Raw genomic sequence first — 15,883 nt, forward strand, 5'->3', positions numbered from 1 at the left:
GTGCTAAACAACCGCCGTCGGTTAATTCGTGGAGACCTAAGTGCGGGTACTGATTGTCGAAGACGATGACATTTTGCGCGACGGGCTGAAGGTCGGCTTGGCGCTCGCCGGTTTTACCACCGATGCCGTCGCCACCCGGGAGAGCGCCGACGCGGCGCTGGCCGCAGGCAAGTTCGACGCCGTCGTCCTCGATCTAATGCTGCCGGACGGCTCCGGTGCGGACGTGCTGAAAAAACTGCGCGACGCACGCAACGACACGCCGGTCCTGCTCTTGACCGCCCGCGACACGGTCGCCGATCGCGTCAGCGGGCTGGACATGGGCGCCGACGACTATCTCGGTAAACCCTTTGACCTCGATGAGGTGGCAGCACGGTTGCGCGCGCTCGCGCGCCGATCCGCCGGTCGATCGAGCGCCTTCATCGAATGGTCGACGATCCGGCTCGATCCAGCCCGGCAATCGGTGGAAAAGGCAGGCGCGCCGGTCCGGCTCTCGCGTCGGGAATATTCCATCCTGCATGCGCTGATGTCGCAGCCGGGCGCGATCTTTTCGAAGGCGACGCTGGAGGACAAGCTTTACGGCTGGCAGGAAGAGGTCGAAAGCAACGCGGTCGAGGTGCATATCCATCACCTGCGCAACAAGCTCGGCCCTGGCCTGATCGAAACCGTCAGGGGCATCGGCTACCGGCTCGGCAGCAACATCTGATGCGATCGATCCGCGCACGCCTCTTCTTCATATTGCTCGTCACCACCGGGCTCATGTGGCTTTCGGCCACCCTGTGGATCTTCTTCAGCACCCGCGCCGAGGTCGAGCAGGTGCTCGACGCCCGACTGATGGAGGCGGCGAAGATGGTCAGCTCGCTTGTGGTCAACCAGGAGATCGACCCGGATAAGCCGGCGCAGACGAAGGCAAAGATCCCGGTGCTCGAGCACCCGCATTACGACCGGCAGCTTTCTTGCCAGATCTGGTCGCTGGACGGCACCCTGATCGGCAAGTCGGAAAGCGCGCCGGAGACGACGCTGTCGGCGCATGCGACCGGCCTTTCCGAGACGGTGATCAATGGCGAAACCTGGCGGGTCTACGCGGTCGAGAATGCCGAGCTTGGCGTGCGCGTGCTCGTCGGCGACAACCTGCGCATCCGCGACAGGCTGGTCAACGACGTCGTCAAAGGCCTGCTCTTTCCGGCCCTCCTGATCATACCGCTGCTGGCGACCCTGATCTGGCTGAGCGTCGGGCGTGGTCTGGCACCGCTCAGAAAACTGGCGGGCGATCTTGCCGCCCGCGACGCCTCGGACCTGCACCCGATCAAGGAGACCGCAACACCGAGCGAGATCAGTCCCGTGCTTCGCGCATTGAACGGTCTCTTCGGCCGCGTCGCCGGCGCACGTCAGCGCGAGCAGAATTTTATCGCCTTTGCCGCCCATGAACTTAGAACGCCGCTTGCCGGGCTGAAAACCCAGGCCCAGGTGGCGCTGGCGAGCAACGATGCCGAAATCCGCGAAAAGGCTCTCGGCCAGATTGTTGCTGGTGTTGACCGCACCGGACGGCTCGTCCGGCAGTTGCTCGACATCGCGTCGGTCGAAGCGTCGGAAACGGCGCGCACTGTGGCCGAGGTCAATCCCGGCGAGATGCTGGTTTCGCTCAGGAGCGAACTGCTTGGCCATGCCGGCAGTGCCGCGACGGTTGTCGTCGACCCCAGTCTTTGCAAGCTGCAGGTCAGGACCAATTCGGATCTGCTGCGACTTGCCGCCCGCAATCTGATGGAAAATGCGCTCCATCACTCGCCGGCCGGCGGAACGATCCTCTGCTGGCTTGAAAGCGACGACGGAACGACCACGATTGCGATCGATGACGATGGCCCGGGCATTCCGCCGGAGGAGATGCCCCACGTCACCGAGCGTTTCTTCCGCGGACGCTTCAAGGCCGCGATCGGCAGCGGCCTCGGCCTGAGCATCGCCGAACTCGCGCTCGATCACGCGGGCGCCGCGTTGGTTTTGCGAAACAAGGTCGGGGGTGGATTGTCCGCCAGGATCGTCCTGCCCAAACACCTCATCGCGTGAGCATAGTCGGCGCACGTCGCGTGATATTGGTGCGTTCAGAATTCTGCAACGAGTCGTAAGCGAGCCATTATGGACAAGCGCATTGAAGCCTTCCTCGCCGATATTCGCGACCGCGGCGACACACAGTTCGCGATTGTTTCGCGGCTGCGCGAGATCGCATTGGCGTCCGGGGCGGGCATTTCGGAAGAGATCAAATATGGCGGCCTGCTGTTTTCCGCCGCGCGACCGTTCTGCGGCATATTTCCGTATTCGGCCCATGTCACCCTGGAATTCAGCGAGGGCGCCGCGCTACCGGACGCGCATGGCGTGCTGATGGGTCAAGGCAAGGCGCGCCGCCACATCAAGATGCATTGCGTGTCCGATATCGCGGCAAAGCATGTGGCCGCCTATGTTGACTTGGCTTTGAGAGCCGCCGGCTGATCGATTGCGGACGCCGCGTCAGCGGATCGCACGATTCGACGGCATGCTGACTTTCTCCACGTAGTAGCGCGGAATGCCTGTGCGCTCCCGGTCGCGATAAAAGTCGATGCAGAATTCGACAAAGGCCCTGAAGCGCTTCGACACGTGCCGCCGGCGCGAATAGATCAGGTTGATCGCCGTTTTCGGCGAACTCCATTCGGCCAGAACAGGCTGAAGCAATCCCGCTTGCCGCTCCGTCTCCACGAAGAATTCCGGCAGATAGGCGATGCCCTCGCCGGCAACCGCGAAATACTTGATCGTCCAATAGTCGTTGGTGGTGCAGGTTGCCGCCGGCAGCAGATCGATCTCGGCATCGCCGTCGCGCGTCAGATACCAGGATTGCAGGCGTGTCTGCTGGCGAAAGACGAGCCCGCGATGGCCGGCGAGGTCGTCGGGCTTAAGCGGTGCGCCGTGCCGGGCGATGTATTCGGGGCTCGCAACGAGACCGTAAGATGAGACCGAGAGCCGGCGACTGATGTAGTCGACATCTGATGGTTCGCCCCAGTGAAAGATGCCGTCGAGCGCCTGCTCGGTGACCTCGGAGAACGGTTGCCGCGAGCTCAGAAAAACGACGTCGAGATTGACCTGCGGATATTGCTGGCGAAATGCGTAGAGCAGTTCGGATGTGATCGTCGTGCCGAATTCGCCGGTCGAGCCGACGCGCAGCGTGCCCGCTACCTCCTGCCGCATCTCGGCCATCGCCGTTGCCGCATCCTCGCAATTCGACTGGATGAGCCGGGCATAACGCAGGAACTCCGCTCCGGCGTCGGTCACATGCAGCTGATGCCCCTCGCGCACGAAGAGTTCGATGCCGAACTCGTCCTCCAGCTGCCGGATCTTGTGGCTGAGGGTCGATTTCGGCAGCCGATGCAGGCGGGAAGCCGCTGAAATCGAACGGGAATCGGCAACTTTCACGAAGCAGTCGAGAAGCGAGAGATCCATTTTTCGTCCAAAATCCTGTACGATATGTCCGATAAATACGCCATTTCGGCCCATTGTACAAACGAAACCAAACTGGGAATATTCGGCGACGCTAAGGGAGAGGTTTCAGTGAGCAATATCAGAGAATTCATCCGGGCAGCCTCGGGCACCGGCAACAAGGCCACTTTGGCGATCCGCGGCGGCAGGCTCGTCAACGTCGTATCGGAAGAAATCTACCAGGCCGATGTCGCGATCTACGGCGAGCGGATCATCGCCGTCGGCGACATCTCCGTTTATGTCGGGCCGGAAACGAAGATCGTCGACGCCACGGGCAAATACCTGGCGCCCGGCATGATCGACGGCCATCTGCATGTCGAATGCTCGAAGATGTCGCTAACGAGCTTCGCCAAGGCGGTCGTCCCGCTCGGCACCACGTCGATCGTCACCGGGCTTGACCAGATCATCGTCGTCGGCGGGCCGGCGGCGGCGCGTGAATTCCTCGACGAGGCCAAGCAGACACCACTCAAGGTCTTCTGGGGCGCGCCCTGCAAGACGCCGTACACCATGCCGCGTTCGACCGTCGGGCACTATTTCAGTCCTGCCGATCACCAGGCCACCCATCACTGGCCGGAATGCGTCGGCATTTGGGAAACCGTGCGCGAGTTCATCCAGGAGGAAGACCCCGACGTGCTGGCGGCGCTCGAGCTTGCCGAAAAGAGCCGGCTCCCGGTGCTCGGCTGCTGCCCGATGACGCGCGGAGCGCGCCTCAACGGCTACCAGCAGTCCGGCGTGCGCGCCGACCACGAAAGCTATTCGCCGGAGGAAATGCTCGAAAAGCTCAGGGCCGGCATGCATGTCGTCGTGCGCGAATCCTCGATCTCCCACTTCCTCTCCGACAATCTGCGCATCGTCACCGAAATGGGCGTCAAGGCCTTGCGCCGCATCAGCTTCTGCACCGATGACGTCGTTGCCAGCGACATTCTCAAGCGCGGCCATCTCGACAATATGGTGCGCATGGCGATCGCCATGGGAATCTCGCCGATGGCGGCGATCCAGATGGCAACGATCAACGGCGCCGATGCCCTTCGCATCGACGACAAGGTCGGCTCAATCTCGCCGGGTCGCGCCGCCGACATCCTGCTCGTCAACGACCTGCGCGAGTTCAGGATCGATGCCGTCATCGCCAAGGGTGAGGAAGTCGCGCGTGACGGCCGCATGGCCATCGAACTGGTGCCGCCGCCGCGCAGCGCCGCGCTATTGACTTCGATGAAGGTCGCGCCGCTCGAACTCGACGATCTGAAGCTGCGTTATGACGGCCCCGGCGACAGCGCCGCTGCCATGGCGATCGCCGTCACGCCGGAAAAGATCTTCGTGCGCACCCGCCGCGATGTCACCCTGCCAGTCAAGTACGGATGCGTGCTCGCCGACCCGGCAAAGGACATCCAATATGTCACCGTGGTCGAGCGCTACGGCAAGACGAAAAACCGACCCGTCGCCTTCACCTCCGGCTTCGGATTGCGCGAAGGCGCAATCGCCAGTTCGACCGCGCCCGACGACAACAACATCATCTGCATCGGCGCCGACCCGGAAGACATGCGGGTCGCCATCAACCACCTGATCGCCAACCATGGCGGCCAGGTGGTGGTCAAGGACGGCAAGGTCGTCTCCTTCCTGCATCTGCCGATCGGCGGCATCGTCTCCGATATCGAACCATCGGAAATGGCGGCGCTGGAGGAGGAACTGGACGATGCGGCGCGCGGGCTCGGCTGCACCCTGCCATGGCCGTTCATGTACATGTTCGTGCTTCAAATCACCGCGATCCCGGAATATGCCATCACCGATCTCGGGGTCGTCGATTGCGTCCGGCTCAAGGTGATCTCGCCGCTCGCCGGGAACGGCGGCGAGGAAGCGCGCGCCGCAGCAGCAGAGTAAAGCCTTGGAAGGGGTCGGCATCGCCGGCCCCTTCCTCATTTCAAAAAAAGGGGAACAAAATGAACTACCAACCCAAGGGCGTTGAGCCGGCGTCAGGCCAGGCACAAGCCTCCTGGCTCGCCAGCCTGCTTGACCGCTACTTCCAGATTTCCAAATTCGGCTCGACCATTCGAACCGAAATCCTCGCCGGGCTGACCACCTTTCTCGCCGCCTCCTACGTGATCGTCGTCAACCCTTCGATCCTGTCCCACGCCGGCATTCCGTTTTCGGCCGGCGTAACGGCGACCGTACTCGTCAGCTTCATCGGCAGCTGCGCCATGGGGCTCTATGCGCGAAGCCCGATCCTGGTGGCGCCGGGCATGGGCATCAATGCGCTGTTTGCCTATACGATGGTTGTCGGCGCCAAGGTACCGCTGGAAATCGCGCTGGGCTGCGTCTTCTGGGCCGGCGTGCTCTTCACCGTCATGGCCTTCTTCAACCTGCGCCAGACGATCATCGAGGCGATCCCGGTCGACCTGCGTTATGGCATCGCCTGCGGCATCGGTCTGTTCATCGCACTGATCGGCTTCGAGAATGCCAAGTTCATCATCGCCAATCCGGATACGATCGTCGGGCTGACGACGTTCAACCCCGTAACCCTCACCTTCATTGCCGGCTTCATCCTGACGGTCGCGCTGGTGGTCCGCAAAGTTCCCGGCGCGATGATGGCCGGCATGATCCTCACCACCATCCTCTCCATCCCGATCGGCCGCTGGTGGGGCGACGGCAGCGCGTTTTCGCCGGATACGCCTGATGTGCATACACTGGTCAATTGGAGCGGCTTTTCCGCGGCACCGGATTTCAGCTTCATCGGCCAGATCGACCTCGTCGGCGCCTTGAGCCTGATCTACCTGCCGTTCATCTTCGTCTTCCTGTTCACCAATTTCATCGAGGCACTCTCGACCTTCCTCGGCCTTGCCGAAGCGGCTGACCTCAAGGACGAGCAGGGATTGCCGCGCAACATCAAGCAATCCATGCATGTCGACGCCGTCGCTGCGCTGATCTCCGCACCGCTCGGCACCAGCCCCGCCACCGTCTATCTGGAATCGGGCGCTGGCATTGCGCAGGGCGGCCGTACCGGGCTTGTCGCCCTTGTCGCCGGCCTGCTGTTCGTGCCGTTCCTGTTCCTGTCGCCGCTGTTGTCGCTCGTTCCGGCCGTGGCAACCGCGCCCGTTCTGATCCTCACCGGCCTCTTCATGTCCGAGCCGATGAGCAAGATCCGCTGGACCGACATCGACGAAGCGATCCCGGCGTTCCTTGCCATCGTGCTGATCCCGCTGACATTCTCGATCACGCTCGGGCTGTCGCTCGCAATCATTGCCTATGTGCTGATCAAGCTGGTCTGCGGGCGGGCGGGCGATGTAAAACCGGTCATGTGGTTCGTCGCCCTCTTGGCGGCAGCGCTCATCGCCCAGACCCAGTAAACCTGTCGGCGCCTCCTTTTTACTCAGACGTCAAAGGGGGCGCGACATCGTCTCCATTGAAGGAAACTGTCATGCTCCAATCCTGGTCGAGGACCGCACCCGAGCTCGTCGACGTCGCCATGGGCCGTGCGCCGGCGGACCTCGTCATCCGCAACGGCAAATGGGTCAACGTCTATTCCGGCGAGATCATTCCGCACACCGACATCGCGGTCAAAGCCGGCCGCTTCGCCTATGTCGGGGCCGACGCCAGCCATACGATCGGTGAAGGCACCAAGGTCGTCGACGCTGCCGGGCGTTATCTCGTGCCGGGGCTCTGCGACGCGCATATGCATGTCGAAAGCGGTCTCGTCACCGTCACCGAATTTGCGCGCGCCGTCATCCCGCACGGCACGACGACGATGTTCATCGACCCGCACGAGATCGCCAACGTGCTCGGCCTGGCCGGCGTGCGGCTGATGAACGACGAGGCGCAAAGCCTGCCGATCAATGTCTACGTGCAGGTGCCGAGCTGCGTGCCGAGCGCGCCCGGGCTCGAGACGGCGGGTGCTGAACTCTCGGCCACGGACGTGGCCGAAGCGTTGAGCTGGCCGAACATCATCGGGCTTGGCGAGATGATGAACTTTCCTGGTGTCGCCTTTAACGATCCCAAGATGGTCGCAGAAATCGCGGCAACCCAGGATGCGCGGCTGACCGTCGGCGGACACTATGCTTCGCCGCATCTCGGCCGGGAGTTTCACGCCTACGCCGCTGGCGGCCCGGCCGACGATCATGAAGGAACGACCGTCGAGGACGCGATTGCCCGCGTCAGACAGGGCATGCGTGCGATGTTGCGGCTCGGCTCAGCCTGGTTCGACGTTGCCGCCCAGGTCAAGGCGATCACTGAAGCCGGCGTCGATCCGCGCAACTTCCTGCTCTGCACCGACGACAGCCACTCCGGCACGCTGGTCCACGACGGCCACATGAACCGGGTGGTTCGCCACGCCATCGCCCAAGGGCTGAAGCCGATCACCGCCATCCAGATGGCCACGCTCAACACCGCCCAGCATTTCGGCGTCGAGCGGGAACTCGGCTCGATCGCACCAGGACGACGGGCCGACCTGATCATCACGTCGGACCTTGCTGCCCTGCCGATCGAGATGGTGTTTGCCCGCGGCGAACTGCTGGCAGATTCCGGCGCCTTGGTGCGCGATATCCCGCCCTTCGTTTATCCGGAAAGCGCCCGCAACACCGTGCACCTCGGCAAGACGCTCAAGGCCGGAGATTTCGACATCGGGCTTAACAGCACCGCGACCCGCGCGCGGGTCCGGGTGATCGGCGTCGTCGAGAACCAGGCGCCGACGCGTGCGCTTGAAGCCGAGCTTTCGGCGGCGGGCGGCATCATCGAGATGGATCGCGCCCAGGACGTCTGCCAGATCGCGCTGGTGGAGCGTCATCGCGGCACCGGCGACGTCGTCAATGCCTTCGTCTCCGGCTTCGGCTATGACAGCGATTGCGCGGTTGCAAGCACCGTGGCCCACGACAGCCACCACATGATCGTCGTCGGCACCAACAAGGACGACATGGCGAAAGCCGCGAACCGGCTGCACGAGGTCGGCGGCGGCATCGTGGTGATCAAGCACGGCAAGGAGCTTGCACTGGTTGAACTGCCGGTCGCGGGGCTGATGTCGGATCAGCGTGCCGAGATCGTGGCGGACAAGGCCGCGGCACTAGTCGAAGCGATGCGCGTCTGCGGCTGCCGGCTGAACAACGCCTACATGCAGCATTCGCTGCTGGCGCTCGTCGTCATTCCCGAACTGCGCATCTCCGACAAGGGGCTGATCGACGTCCGGACCTTCGAAAAGGTCGACGTCCTCATTTCATAACAATGCTGTCAAAACGCTCGACCGCCCGAACGGGCGGTCGAGCTGATTTCGAGACGTGATCGCCAGCGGGCTTAGCTGTCCATGATGATGCCGATTGCCTGATCGAGCACTTGATGCAGACCGCTGCGTAAAAGGACATCCGGTAGCCCGAGCCCACATTGCTGGTCATGGCGATTGTCAGACCCGATTTCGGCTCGTGCTGCATCACGGTAACATAGCCGGGGATGCTGCCCTGGTGGCCATAGACGAGCCGATCCGCGTAGCTGCTCTGGAACAGCCCCGCCCCGGTCTCGCGCATCCGCGTACCGGGAAAGCTAACGGCGACACGGCTTTCGCTCATCTCCCGGAACATTCCGTCCGCCAGCAACTTGCCGCCAAACAGCGCCCGAATGAAGGCGATCATGTCGCCGGGCGTCGAGACCATGTCGCCGCAGCCATAGGCCGCCGTGAACGGAAACGAATCCGATGAATCCTGCAGCGCGTCGGAATAGGGCAGGACGCCGTCCATGCGCCACATCTCGGCTCCGGCAGCGATGCCCGCCCCTGCATCCGCAGCCGGTGGCGGTCGGTGGTAGTAGCCGCGCACCATGCGCTCTTCCGGGAAGCTCTCGGTCGAAGGCGACCAGGTGTTTTCGAGCCCGAGCGGTTCGAGCACCTGATGGCGGACATAATCGCCGAGCGACTTTCCGGTGACCTCTTCGATCAACATGCCGGCAAGCACATAGCCGGTGTTGTTGTAGACGGCCGGACCGCCGGGCGCCGACTGAGTGCCGACCCGAAACGCGTCGGCCGGCGTCCAGATGCGGTCCGGGGTCATCGGTATGTCGTACTCGAATTCCGGCAACCCGCCGCGATGGTTGACGAGTTGGCGCACCGAAATGGCAGCGGCACCGGGAAGGTCCGGGAACCAGTGCGAGATCGGCGCGCCAAGCTCCACCACACCGCTTTCCGCCAGCTTCATCAGGGCGGCAACGGTAAACGTCTTGGTGCAGCTGCCGATCTTGAACAGTTGCGTTGGCGAAACCGGTATCCCCCGCGCCCGGTCGGAAAGTCCCGAGGTCAAGGTGACGGTCTCGCCATCGCCCTGTGAAAAGGCCAGGGAGGCGCCGACGGCACCATCGTTGATGTAGCCTTGAAGCAGTCGGCTTAGATCGGCAAGCGTGACGCCGCCGCTCATTGTCATCTCGTCCATCCGGCTTACTCCGCGATATCGACGTTGGCGAAGTTCTGGCGGCCGAAGGCGTCGAGAACGTAATTTTTCACGCTCTTGCGCACAGGGATCGACACGACGGAATGGGCGATCGGCGCAACAGGCACTTCCGCCTTGAGGATGGCCTGCGCCTTGCCGTAAAGCGCTGCCCGTTCCTTGGGATCGGCGGCGACGCGCGCATCCTGAAGCAACTTTTCAAAGTCGGCGTTGCACCAGCGCGCCCGGTTGGAGCCGCCCTTCACGCCGTCGCAGCTAAGCAGATAGCTCAGCATATTATCCGGATCACCGTTGTCGCTGCTGCCGCCGAGCAGGAAGGCGTCATGCTCGCCCTTGGCGGTGCGGGTCAGATACTCGGCCCACTCGAAGCTGACGATCTCGGTTTTCACGCCGATGGCATTCCAGTCGGCCTGGATCATCTCTGCCATACGGCGGGCGTTCGGGTTGTAGGGCCGCGACACCGGCATCGCCCAGAGCGCGATCGACAGGTCGCCCTCGTGGCCTGCTTCCTTCAAAAGCGCCTTGGCGCCTTCCGGATCGTAGTCGATGCCCGCGTCCTTGGCCGCACCGAGCTGTGCAGGCGGCACCACGCTGCCGGCAACGCTGCCTGCACCCTGATACACGGCTTCCACGATCGCCTGCCGGTTGACCGCCTTGGCGAGCGCCAGGCGGATACGCGCATCACCGAGCGGCTTGTGTTCGACGTTGAAGCCGAGAACGCCGATATTCTGGCCTTCGAGGTTATAGACCGTCACCTCGGGGTCGTTCTTGAGATCGGCGACGGCTCCGGGCGGTGGTGGCGCCGCCACCTGGCACTCGTTCGCCTTCAGCCGGGCGACCCGCACGGTGGGCTCCGGTGTGATCGCAAAGACGAGGGTATCGATCTTCGGCGCACCGTTCCAATAGTCCTTGTTGGCCGCATAGCGAATCTGGCTGTCCTGCGCATAGGCCTCAAGGATGAACGGCCCTGTGCCGACGGGCGCCTGGTCGATCAGCTCCGGGGTGCCGGCTGCGACCATCTTCTCGGTCTGCTCCAGCGAGAGAATGGAGAGGTAGTCGAGCGCAATGCTGGGCAGGAAGGTGACGTTTGCCGACGTCAGTGTGAAGCGCACGGTATGATCGTCCAGCTTTTCGATCTTCTCGATCAACGGCCCAAGCCCAAGCGCGCTGAAGTATTCGTATGAGGCGTTCGAGAGCTTGTGGTACGGATTGTCGGCGTTGCGCTGGCGGTCAAAGGTGTAGAGCACGTCGTCGGCGTTGAATTCGCGTGTCGGCGTAAACTGCGCGTTGGTGTGGAACTTGACGCCATGGCGCAGATGGAAGGTGTAGACCTTGCCGTCTTCGGACACATCCCAGCTCTCGGCGAGCGCCGGCCCGACTTCCGTCGTCCCCGGCTTGAATTCCACCAGCCGGTTGAAAATCGGCTTGGCCGCGGCATCCATAGTCGAATCCGCCGTTCCGATCATCGGGTTGAAGGTCTCGGGGCTCGCCTCCGAGCAGTAGACCAGCGTCTTCGCATAGGCCTGCCCGCCCATGAGGATTGTCGATGCGACGAGCGCGGTGCGCAGAATCAGACGTGTGGATTTCATAGCAAACGCTCCTGGTTGCCTTTGTGTTGACGTCGTAGCGGGGTTCTCCTAACCGCATCGACGACGTTTCGATCTTGATGGTCTATCCGGTCATGGGCCGGCCGGGGAAAGCGACGGGGTGTGCGCCGCCGCCATAAATCGGACGGGTGCCAGCGCACCGAACTCGACGCCGAGGGAGGCGACATCCGCAGGCATCGCGGCATCGCGCAGCAGCGCCGAGGCGATCCGCGCCAGGGTCAGCGACACCTGGAAACCATAACCGCCCTGGCCGCCGAGCCAGAAGAAGCCCGGCAGGCGCGGATCGAAGCCGACGACAGGCGTGCGGTCCGGCGAGAAGGTGCGCAATCCGGCCCATGGCCTTTGCGGGCGGCCGATGCGAAGTTCGGTCGCCTGCTCGATCCGGTCGACCGCGATGGCGACGTCAATATCTTCGGGATAGGCGTCGCAGGGCGGTGAATCCGTTTCATCCGCCAGCGAGCCGATCAGCTTTCCGGCATCCGGCTTGAAATAGAAACGCTCATGCAGATCGACGGCGAGCGGCCATGTGCGCGCGTCGAGCCCCGCGGGCGGGTCGAACATGAAGGCGGTGCGCCGTTTGGGCGAGAACCCGAGCCCGCCAGCCCTGCCCGCTCGGCGATCACATCGACCCAGGCGCCCGCCGCGTTGACGACCATATCGCCTTCGTAGGAGCCGGCCGAAGTCACCACTTGAAAGCGGCCGGAAATACGGGAGATCTGCAGCACTTCCTCGCCCGAAATGACAGTCCCGCCAAGCGCCTTCAGAGCGGCGGCCGCGGCATGGACCATCTTGCCGGTGTCGATATCGAGAGCGCCGGGCTCGTAGACGCCGCCGCACGTGGTATCGGCACGAATGACGGGAATAAGCACGCTGACTTCGTCTGCCGAAAGCCGCCGGACGCTGGGCACGAGCGCCTGGTACTTCTGCGCCAGTTCATCGACCATCGCATCGTCGTCGCACCCACCGAAATGCAAGGCGCCGCGCACATGCTCGGCAAAGCCGCCATCGACGATGGCCGGCCGGCTGGCAATGGAGAGCGCTCTGACCACCGTGTTGCCGTAGGTCTCGGCAAAAAGCGCCGCCGAGCGGCCGCTTGCGTGATAGCCGAGATGCGCCTCCCGCTCGATGAGGACGACCGATGCCCATTCTTGGACGGCAGCCGCAACCGACAGGCCGGCGATACCGCCGCCAATGACAATCACTTTGGGAGAAGAGGATCCTGAGCGCATAGCCATTGGTAAATTCATTTTCCGATACGGTCAATATTTAGCGTATCGGAAAATTCTTGGCGCTTGTTGCGAGGCGGCCAGAGTTGAACTAGCTAGGTAGATCTCGTTTGCCGGAGAGAACCATGTCGGAACAGCCAAACCTCGGCGATTGCCTGCGGAACCTGAGGAAACATCACGGCTGGACCCTTCAGGACGTCAGCCACCTGACCGGCGTTGCCGTCTCGACCTTGTCCAAGGTGGAGAACGACCAGATGTCGCTGACCTATGACAAGCTGCTGCAGATCTGCGCCGGCCTCGGCGTGCATGTCACCGAATTGCTCAGTGGCGACAGCAAGCAGCCCGCCGCCCGCACGCGCCGCTCGGTAACCTCGGCCACGACGACGCTGCGGCAGCTGACCCGCAATTACGACTACCACTACCTTGCAACCGATCTGGTGAGGAAACGCATGGTGCCGATCCTCGCCCATGCCCGCGCGCGCACGCTTGCAGAGTTCGGTCCGCTGACCCCTCATGCCGGCGAAGAATTCCTGATCGTGCTCAAGGGCGAGATCGAGCTGCATACGGATCAATATGCGCCGGTGCGACTGAAAGCCGGCGAAAGCGTCTATATCGACTCGACGATGGGCCACGCTTATCTCTCGGTCGGCGAAGGCGACGCGGAAATGCTGTGCGTCTGCTCCGGCGACGAGCCGGATATGGAAAAGACGTTGCTCAGCATCACCGACGGCCAGACCACCGATCATTGATCGGCTTCCGTCGAGGATTTAGTCGAAGGAAGTATTTTATCGCTTTGTTCTGTCGACTCCCGATGGAACGCGACAGCCCCACCTCGCGGAGATGCGCGGTCGCCCGACAACAGCCCTCCACCGACCAGCGTCGCCGCGCATTCGGCCGATGTCGCCCCGATTCCACCACAACCAATTGACAGCGACTAAACTCAGACGTATTCGTTAGGTCATCTGATGACTTGATGAGTTTATCATGCAGCCCGTCAATCGAACCAATCTGGCCGACAGTGCGGCCGAAAGCCTGCGCGCCGAGATCGTCAGCGGCCGCTGGGGCGTCGGCGACCGCATCCCGAACGAAACTCTATTGACCGAGCTGTTGTCCGTCAGCCGGGGCACGGTGCGCGAGGCCGTGCGTGTGCTGGTCTCGCAGGGTCTGCTCGACACCCGCCAGGGCTCCGGCACCTATGTGCGCTCGACGGTCGATCCGGCAGGCGCGCTCGACCGTGTCAAACGCGCCGGTCTGCGCGACCAATGGGAGGCGCGCGCCGCCCTCGATGTCGAGGCGGCAAGGCTTGCGGCGATCCGCCATACACCCGCCGACCTCGAACGCATGACCCGGCTGCTGAAGGCTCGCGGCACAGTTGCCGATGGCGGCTACGAGGCCTTCGGCCATCGCGACATCGCCTTTCACAAATCCATCGTCGAAGCCTCCGGCAACCGCGCCATCGTCGGGCTCTACGATTTCTTCACCTCATCGATCCTCGAAACCATTCACTCGACGCTGAAGGGCGACGTGCCGGAACCCGACGAACAGGCCCATGCGGCGATCGTCGCGGCGATCGCCACCGGCGATCCGGACCGCGCCGCGTCCGCCGTTCGCGCCTTCATGGCGCCGGTGCTTCGCGAACTCGACAGGCTTCTTTCGCAATGAACCAGACTTTCCGTGATCCCAATTCCTCGGCCCATCAGGTCGCAGCCATCAACGGTCTCGAAGACCAGCTCATCGACGCCGAAGCCGACAGCGTACCCGAGCCTCAGCCGCCGGTGTTGCCGCGGGGAGCGGCGCGTTTCGTCCTCGGCGCCAGCCTCGTGCTGATCGCCTTCAACCTGCGACCGCTGTTTTCCAGCCTCTCGGTGTTGCTGCCGGAGGTGATGCGCGATACCGGCTTAACGACTGCCGGCGCCAGCCTGCTGACGACGCTGCCGGTGCTCTGCCTCGGCCTGTTTGCGCCGCTGGCACCAAAGCTGGCACAGCGCTTCGGTGCCGAACGCACCCTGCTTGGCGCCTTGGCTCTGCTCGCGCTCGGGACAGTGCTGCGCGGTTTCGGCCCCGTACCGGTGCTCTTCCTGTCGACATTCGCCGCCGGGGCGGCGATCGCCATCGGCAACGTGCTGCTCCCGGGCCTCGTCAAGCGCGACTTTGCCGACAAGGCGGCGATCATGACCGGGCTTTATACAATGGCGCTCTGCGCCGGCGCGGCCGGTGCCGCCGGCCTGACCCTGCCGCTCGAACACGGTGTTACCGGCTCGTGGTCCGGTGCACTCGCCATCTGGGCGCTTCCCGCCTTCATCGTGCTGTTGATCTGGATGCCGCAGGCGCTTGGCAGCAAGGCGCAGGTCAGACACACCGGCTTTCGTGTCGTCGGCCTTTGGCGCGACCGGCTGGCCTGGCAGGTAACGCTGTTCATGGGGCTGCAGTCGGCTCTGGCCTACTGCATCTTCGGCTGGCTCGCCCCCATTCTCAGGGAGCGCGGCTTCGACCCGGCAACGGCAGGCGTCATCGTTTCGGTCTCGATCATGACCCAGGTCGTCACCTGCCTGCTGGTTCCCTCCTTTGCCATCAGGCGCAAGGACCAGCGTGGCATCAATGTCGCGCTGATCGCAGCCGCAGTGATCGCGCTCCTCGGCATTCTGTTCGCGCCGCCGTCGACGGTGATCTTCTGGGCCATTCTCCAGGGCTTCGGCCAGGGCGGGCTGATCGCTGTGGCGATGACGCTCATCGTCTTGCGCTCGCCCGATTCCCATGTCGCCGCCCATCTCTCGGGCATGGCACAAGGCGTCGGCTATGTGCTCGCCGCCATCGGCCCGTTGCTCGTCGGCCTGATCCGCGACTGGACCGGCAGCTTCGACGCAGCCGCGATCCTGTTCGTGACGCTCGGCCTCGGCGCGGCGATCATGGGTTTTGGCGCCGGTCGGGCGCTGCATGTCGGCGCACGCACGATCAGGATCGACGGCTGAACGTCAACGTTCAGCCGTCGTCTCTGAAGTCTCATCAGGATGCCCGTTCCATCTCCGGCAGGGCTTCGAACAGGTCGGCGACGAGGCCGTAGTCGGCAACCTGGAAGATCGGCGCCTCCTCGTCCTTGTTGATGGCGACGATGACCTTCGAGTCCTTCATGCCGGCCAGATGCTGGATC

General features: G+C 63.4%; 14 protein-coding genes and 1 pseudogene. 9 read left to right on the top strand and 6 right to left on the bottom strand.

Going from position 1 to position 15,883, the window contains the following annotated elements; all coding sequences use genetic code 11:
* Window positions 1–40 precede the first annotated feature (40 nt).
* The 3 genes from BKP54_RS32335 to BKP54_RS32345 all read left to right on the top strand — a co-directional run bounded on the left by BKP54_RS32335 (window position 41) and on the right by BKP54_RS32345 (window position 2,478).
* Window positions 41–703 (top strand): response regulator transcription factor, encoded by a 663-nt coding sequence (locus BKP54_RS32335; protein ID WP_025428333.1) that lies wholly within the window; start codon window positions 41–43, stop codon window positions 701–703.
* Complete coding sequence (locus BKP54_RS32340; RefSeq protein ID WP_057207530.1) at window positions 703–2,058, top strand: ATP-binding protein; 1,356 nt, start codon at window positions 703–705, stop codon at window positions 2,056–2,058. The genes BKP54_RS32335 and BKP54_RS32340 overlap by 1 nt, the downstream gene beginning before the upstream one ends.
* A 69-nt stretch (window positions 2,059–2,127) precedes the next feature.
* Window positions 2,128–2,478 carry a DUF1801 domain-containing protein gene (locus tag BKP54_RS32345; RefSeq protein ID WP_025428331.1) on the top strand — a complete coding sequence of 117 codons (351 nt, stop codon included), beginning with the start codon at window positions 2,128–2,130 and terminating at the stop codon, window positions 2,476–2,478.
* An 18-nt stretch (window positions 2,479–2,496) separates the two neighbouring features.
* On the opposite strand, the gene BKP54_RS32350 is transcribed toward BKP54_RS32345, so the two are convergent.
* Window positions 2,497–3,459, bottom strand: a complete 963-nt coding sequence (locus BKP54_RS32350; protein ID WP_025428330.1) for a LysR family transcriptional regulator — start codon at window positions 3,457–3,459, stop codon at window positions 2,497–2,499.
* Window positions 3,460–3,567: 108 nt separating this feature from the next.
* On the opposite strand from BKP54_RS32350, the gene BKP54_RS32355 reads away from it, so the two are divergent.
* The 3 genes from BKP54_RS32355 to ade all read left to right on the top strand — a co-directional run bounded on the left by BKP54_RS32355 (window position 3,568) and on the right by ade (window position 8,695).
* Window positions 3,568–5,370 carry an adenine deaminase gene (locus BKP54_RS32355; protein ID WP_057207529.1) on the top strand — a complete coding sequence of 601 codons (1,803 nt, stop codon included), beginning with the start codon at window positions 3,568–3,570 and terminating at the stop codon, window positions 5,368–5,370.
* A 59-nt stretch (window positions 5,371–5,429) separates the two neighbouring features.
* Window positions 5,430–6,833, top strand: a complete 1,404-nt coding sequence (locus BKP54_RS32360; RefSeq protein ID WP_082523592.1) for an NCS2 family permease — start codon at window positions 5,430–5,432, stop codon at window positions 6,831–6,833.
* 71 nt (window positions 6,834–6,904) lie between these two features.
* Window positions 6,905–8,695, top strand: a complete 1,791-nt coding sequence (gene ade / locus BKP54_RS32365) for an adenine deaminase (RefSeq protein WP_057207528.1) — start codon at window positions 6,905–6,907, stop codon at window positions 8,693–8,695.
* On the opposite strand, the gene BKP54_RS32370 is transcribed toward ade, so the two are convergent.
* The 4 genes from BKP54_RS32370 to BKP54_RS37230 form a co-directional block, all read right to left on the bottom strand.
* Window positions 8,685–9,887, bottom strand: coding sequence for a serine hydrolase domain-containing protein (locus BKP54_RS32370; protein WP_245317990.1), 1,203 nt, complete (start codon window positions 9,885–9,887; stop codon window positions 8,685–8,687). The two genes, ade and BKP54_RS32370, sit on opposite strands and share 11 nt — an antisense overlap.
* A gap of 5 nt (window positions 9,888–9,892) precedes the next feature.
* The gene (locus BKP54_RS32375; RefSeq protein WP_057207527.1) at window positions 9,893–11,491 is read right to left on the bottom strand and encodes an ABC transporter substrate-binding protein; all 1,599 of its coding nucleotides are present in this window, start codon (window positions 11,489–11,491) and stop codon (window positions 9,893–9,895) included.
* A 90-nt stretch (window positions 11,492–11,581) separates the two neighbouring features.
* Window positions 11,582–12,070, bottom strand: coding sequence for an FAD-binding oxidoreductase (locus tag BKP54_RS37225; protein ID WP_280951698.1), 489 nt, complete (start codon window positions 12,068–12,070; stop codon window positions 11,582–11,584).
* On the bottom strand, window positions 11,974–12,744 hold the full coding sequence (locus BKP54_RS37230) for an FAD-dependent oxidoreductase (protein ID WP_280951699.1): 771 nt from the start codon (window positions 12,742–12,744) through the stop codon (window positions 11,974–11,976). The genes BKP54_RS37225 and BKP54_RS37230 overlap by 97 nt, the downstream gene beginning before the upstream one ends.
* Window positions 12,745–12,860: 116 nt before the next feature.
* Between BKP54_RS37230 and BKP54_RS32385 the strand changes: the two genes are divergently transcribed.
* The 3 genes from BKP54_RS32385 to BKP54_RS32395 all read left to right on the top strand — a co-directional run bounded on the left by BKP54_RS32385 (window position 12,861) and on the right by BKP54_RS32395 (window position 15,704).
* On the top strand, window positions 12,861–13,484 hold the full coding sequence (locus BKP54_RS32385) for an XRE family transcriptional regulator (RefSeq protein WP_025428323.1): 624 nt from the start codon (window positions 12,861–12,863) through the stop codon (window positions 13,482–13,484).
* A 235-nt stretch (window positions 13,485–13,719) separates the two neighbouring features.
* A complete protein-coding gene (locus BKP54_RS32390) occupies window positions 13,720–14,397 on the top strand; it encodes an FCD domain-containing protein (RefSeq protein WP_025428322.1) in 678 nt (225 codons plus the stop codon).
* Window positions 14,394–15,704 carry an MFS transporter gene (locus BKP54_RS32395; protein ID WP_025428321.1) on the top strand — a complete coding sequence of 437 codons (1,311 nt, stop codon included), beginning with the start codon at window positions 14,394–14,396 and terminating at the stop codon, window positions 15,702–15,704. The genes BKP54_RS32390 and BKP54_RS32395 overlap by 4 nt, the downstream gene beginning before the upstream one ends.
* 34 nt (window positions 15,705–15,738) lie before the next feature.
* On the opposite strand, the pseudogene BKP54_RS32400 reads toward BKP54_RS32395, so the two are convergent.
* A pseudogene (locus tag BKP54_RS32400) lies at window positions 15,739–15,883 on the bottom strand (electron transfer flavoprotein subunit alpha/FixB family protein); the annotation flags it as partial.

It is taken from the genome of Ensifer sp. 1H6, assembly GCF_001976035.1.
In the GTDB taxonomy this organism is placed as follows: Bacteria; Pseudomonadota; Alphaproteobacteria; order Rhizobiales; family Rhizobiaceae; genus Ensifer; species Ensifer canadensis.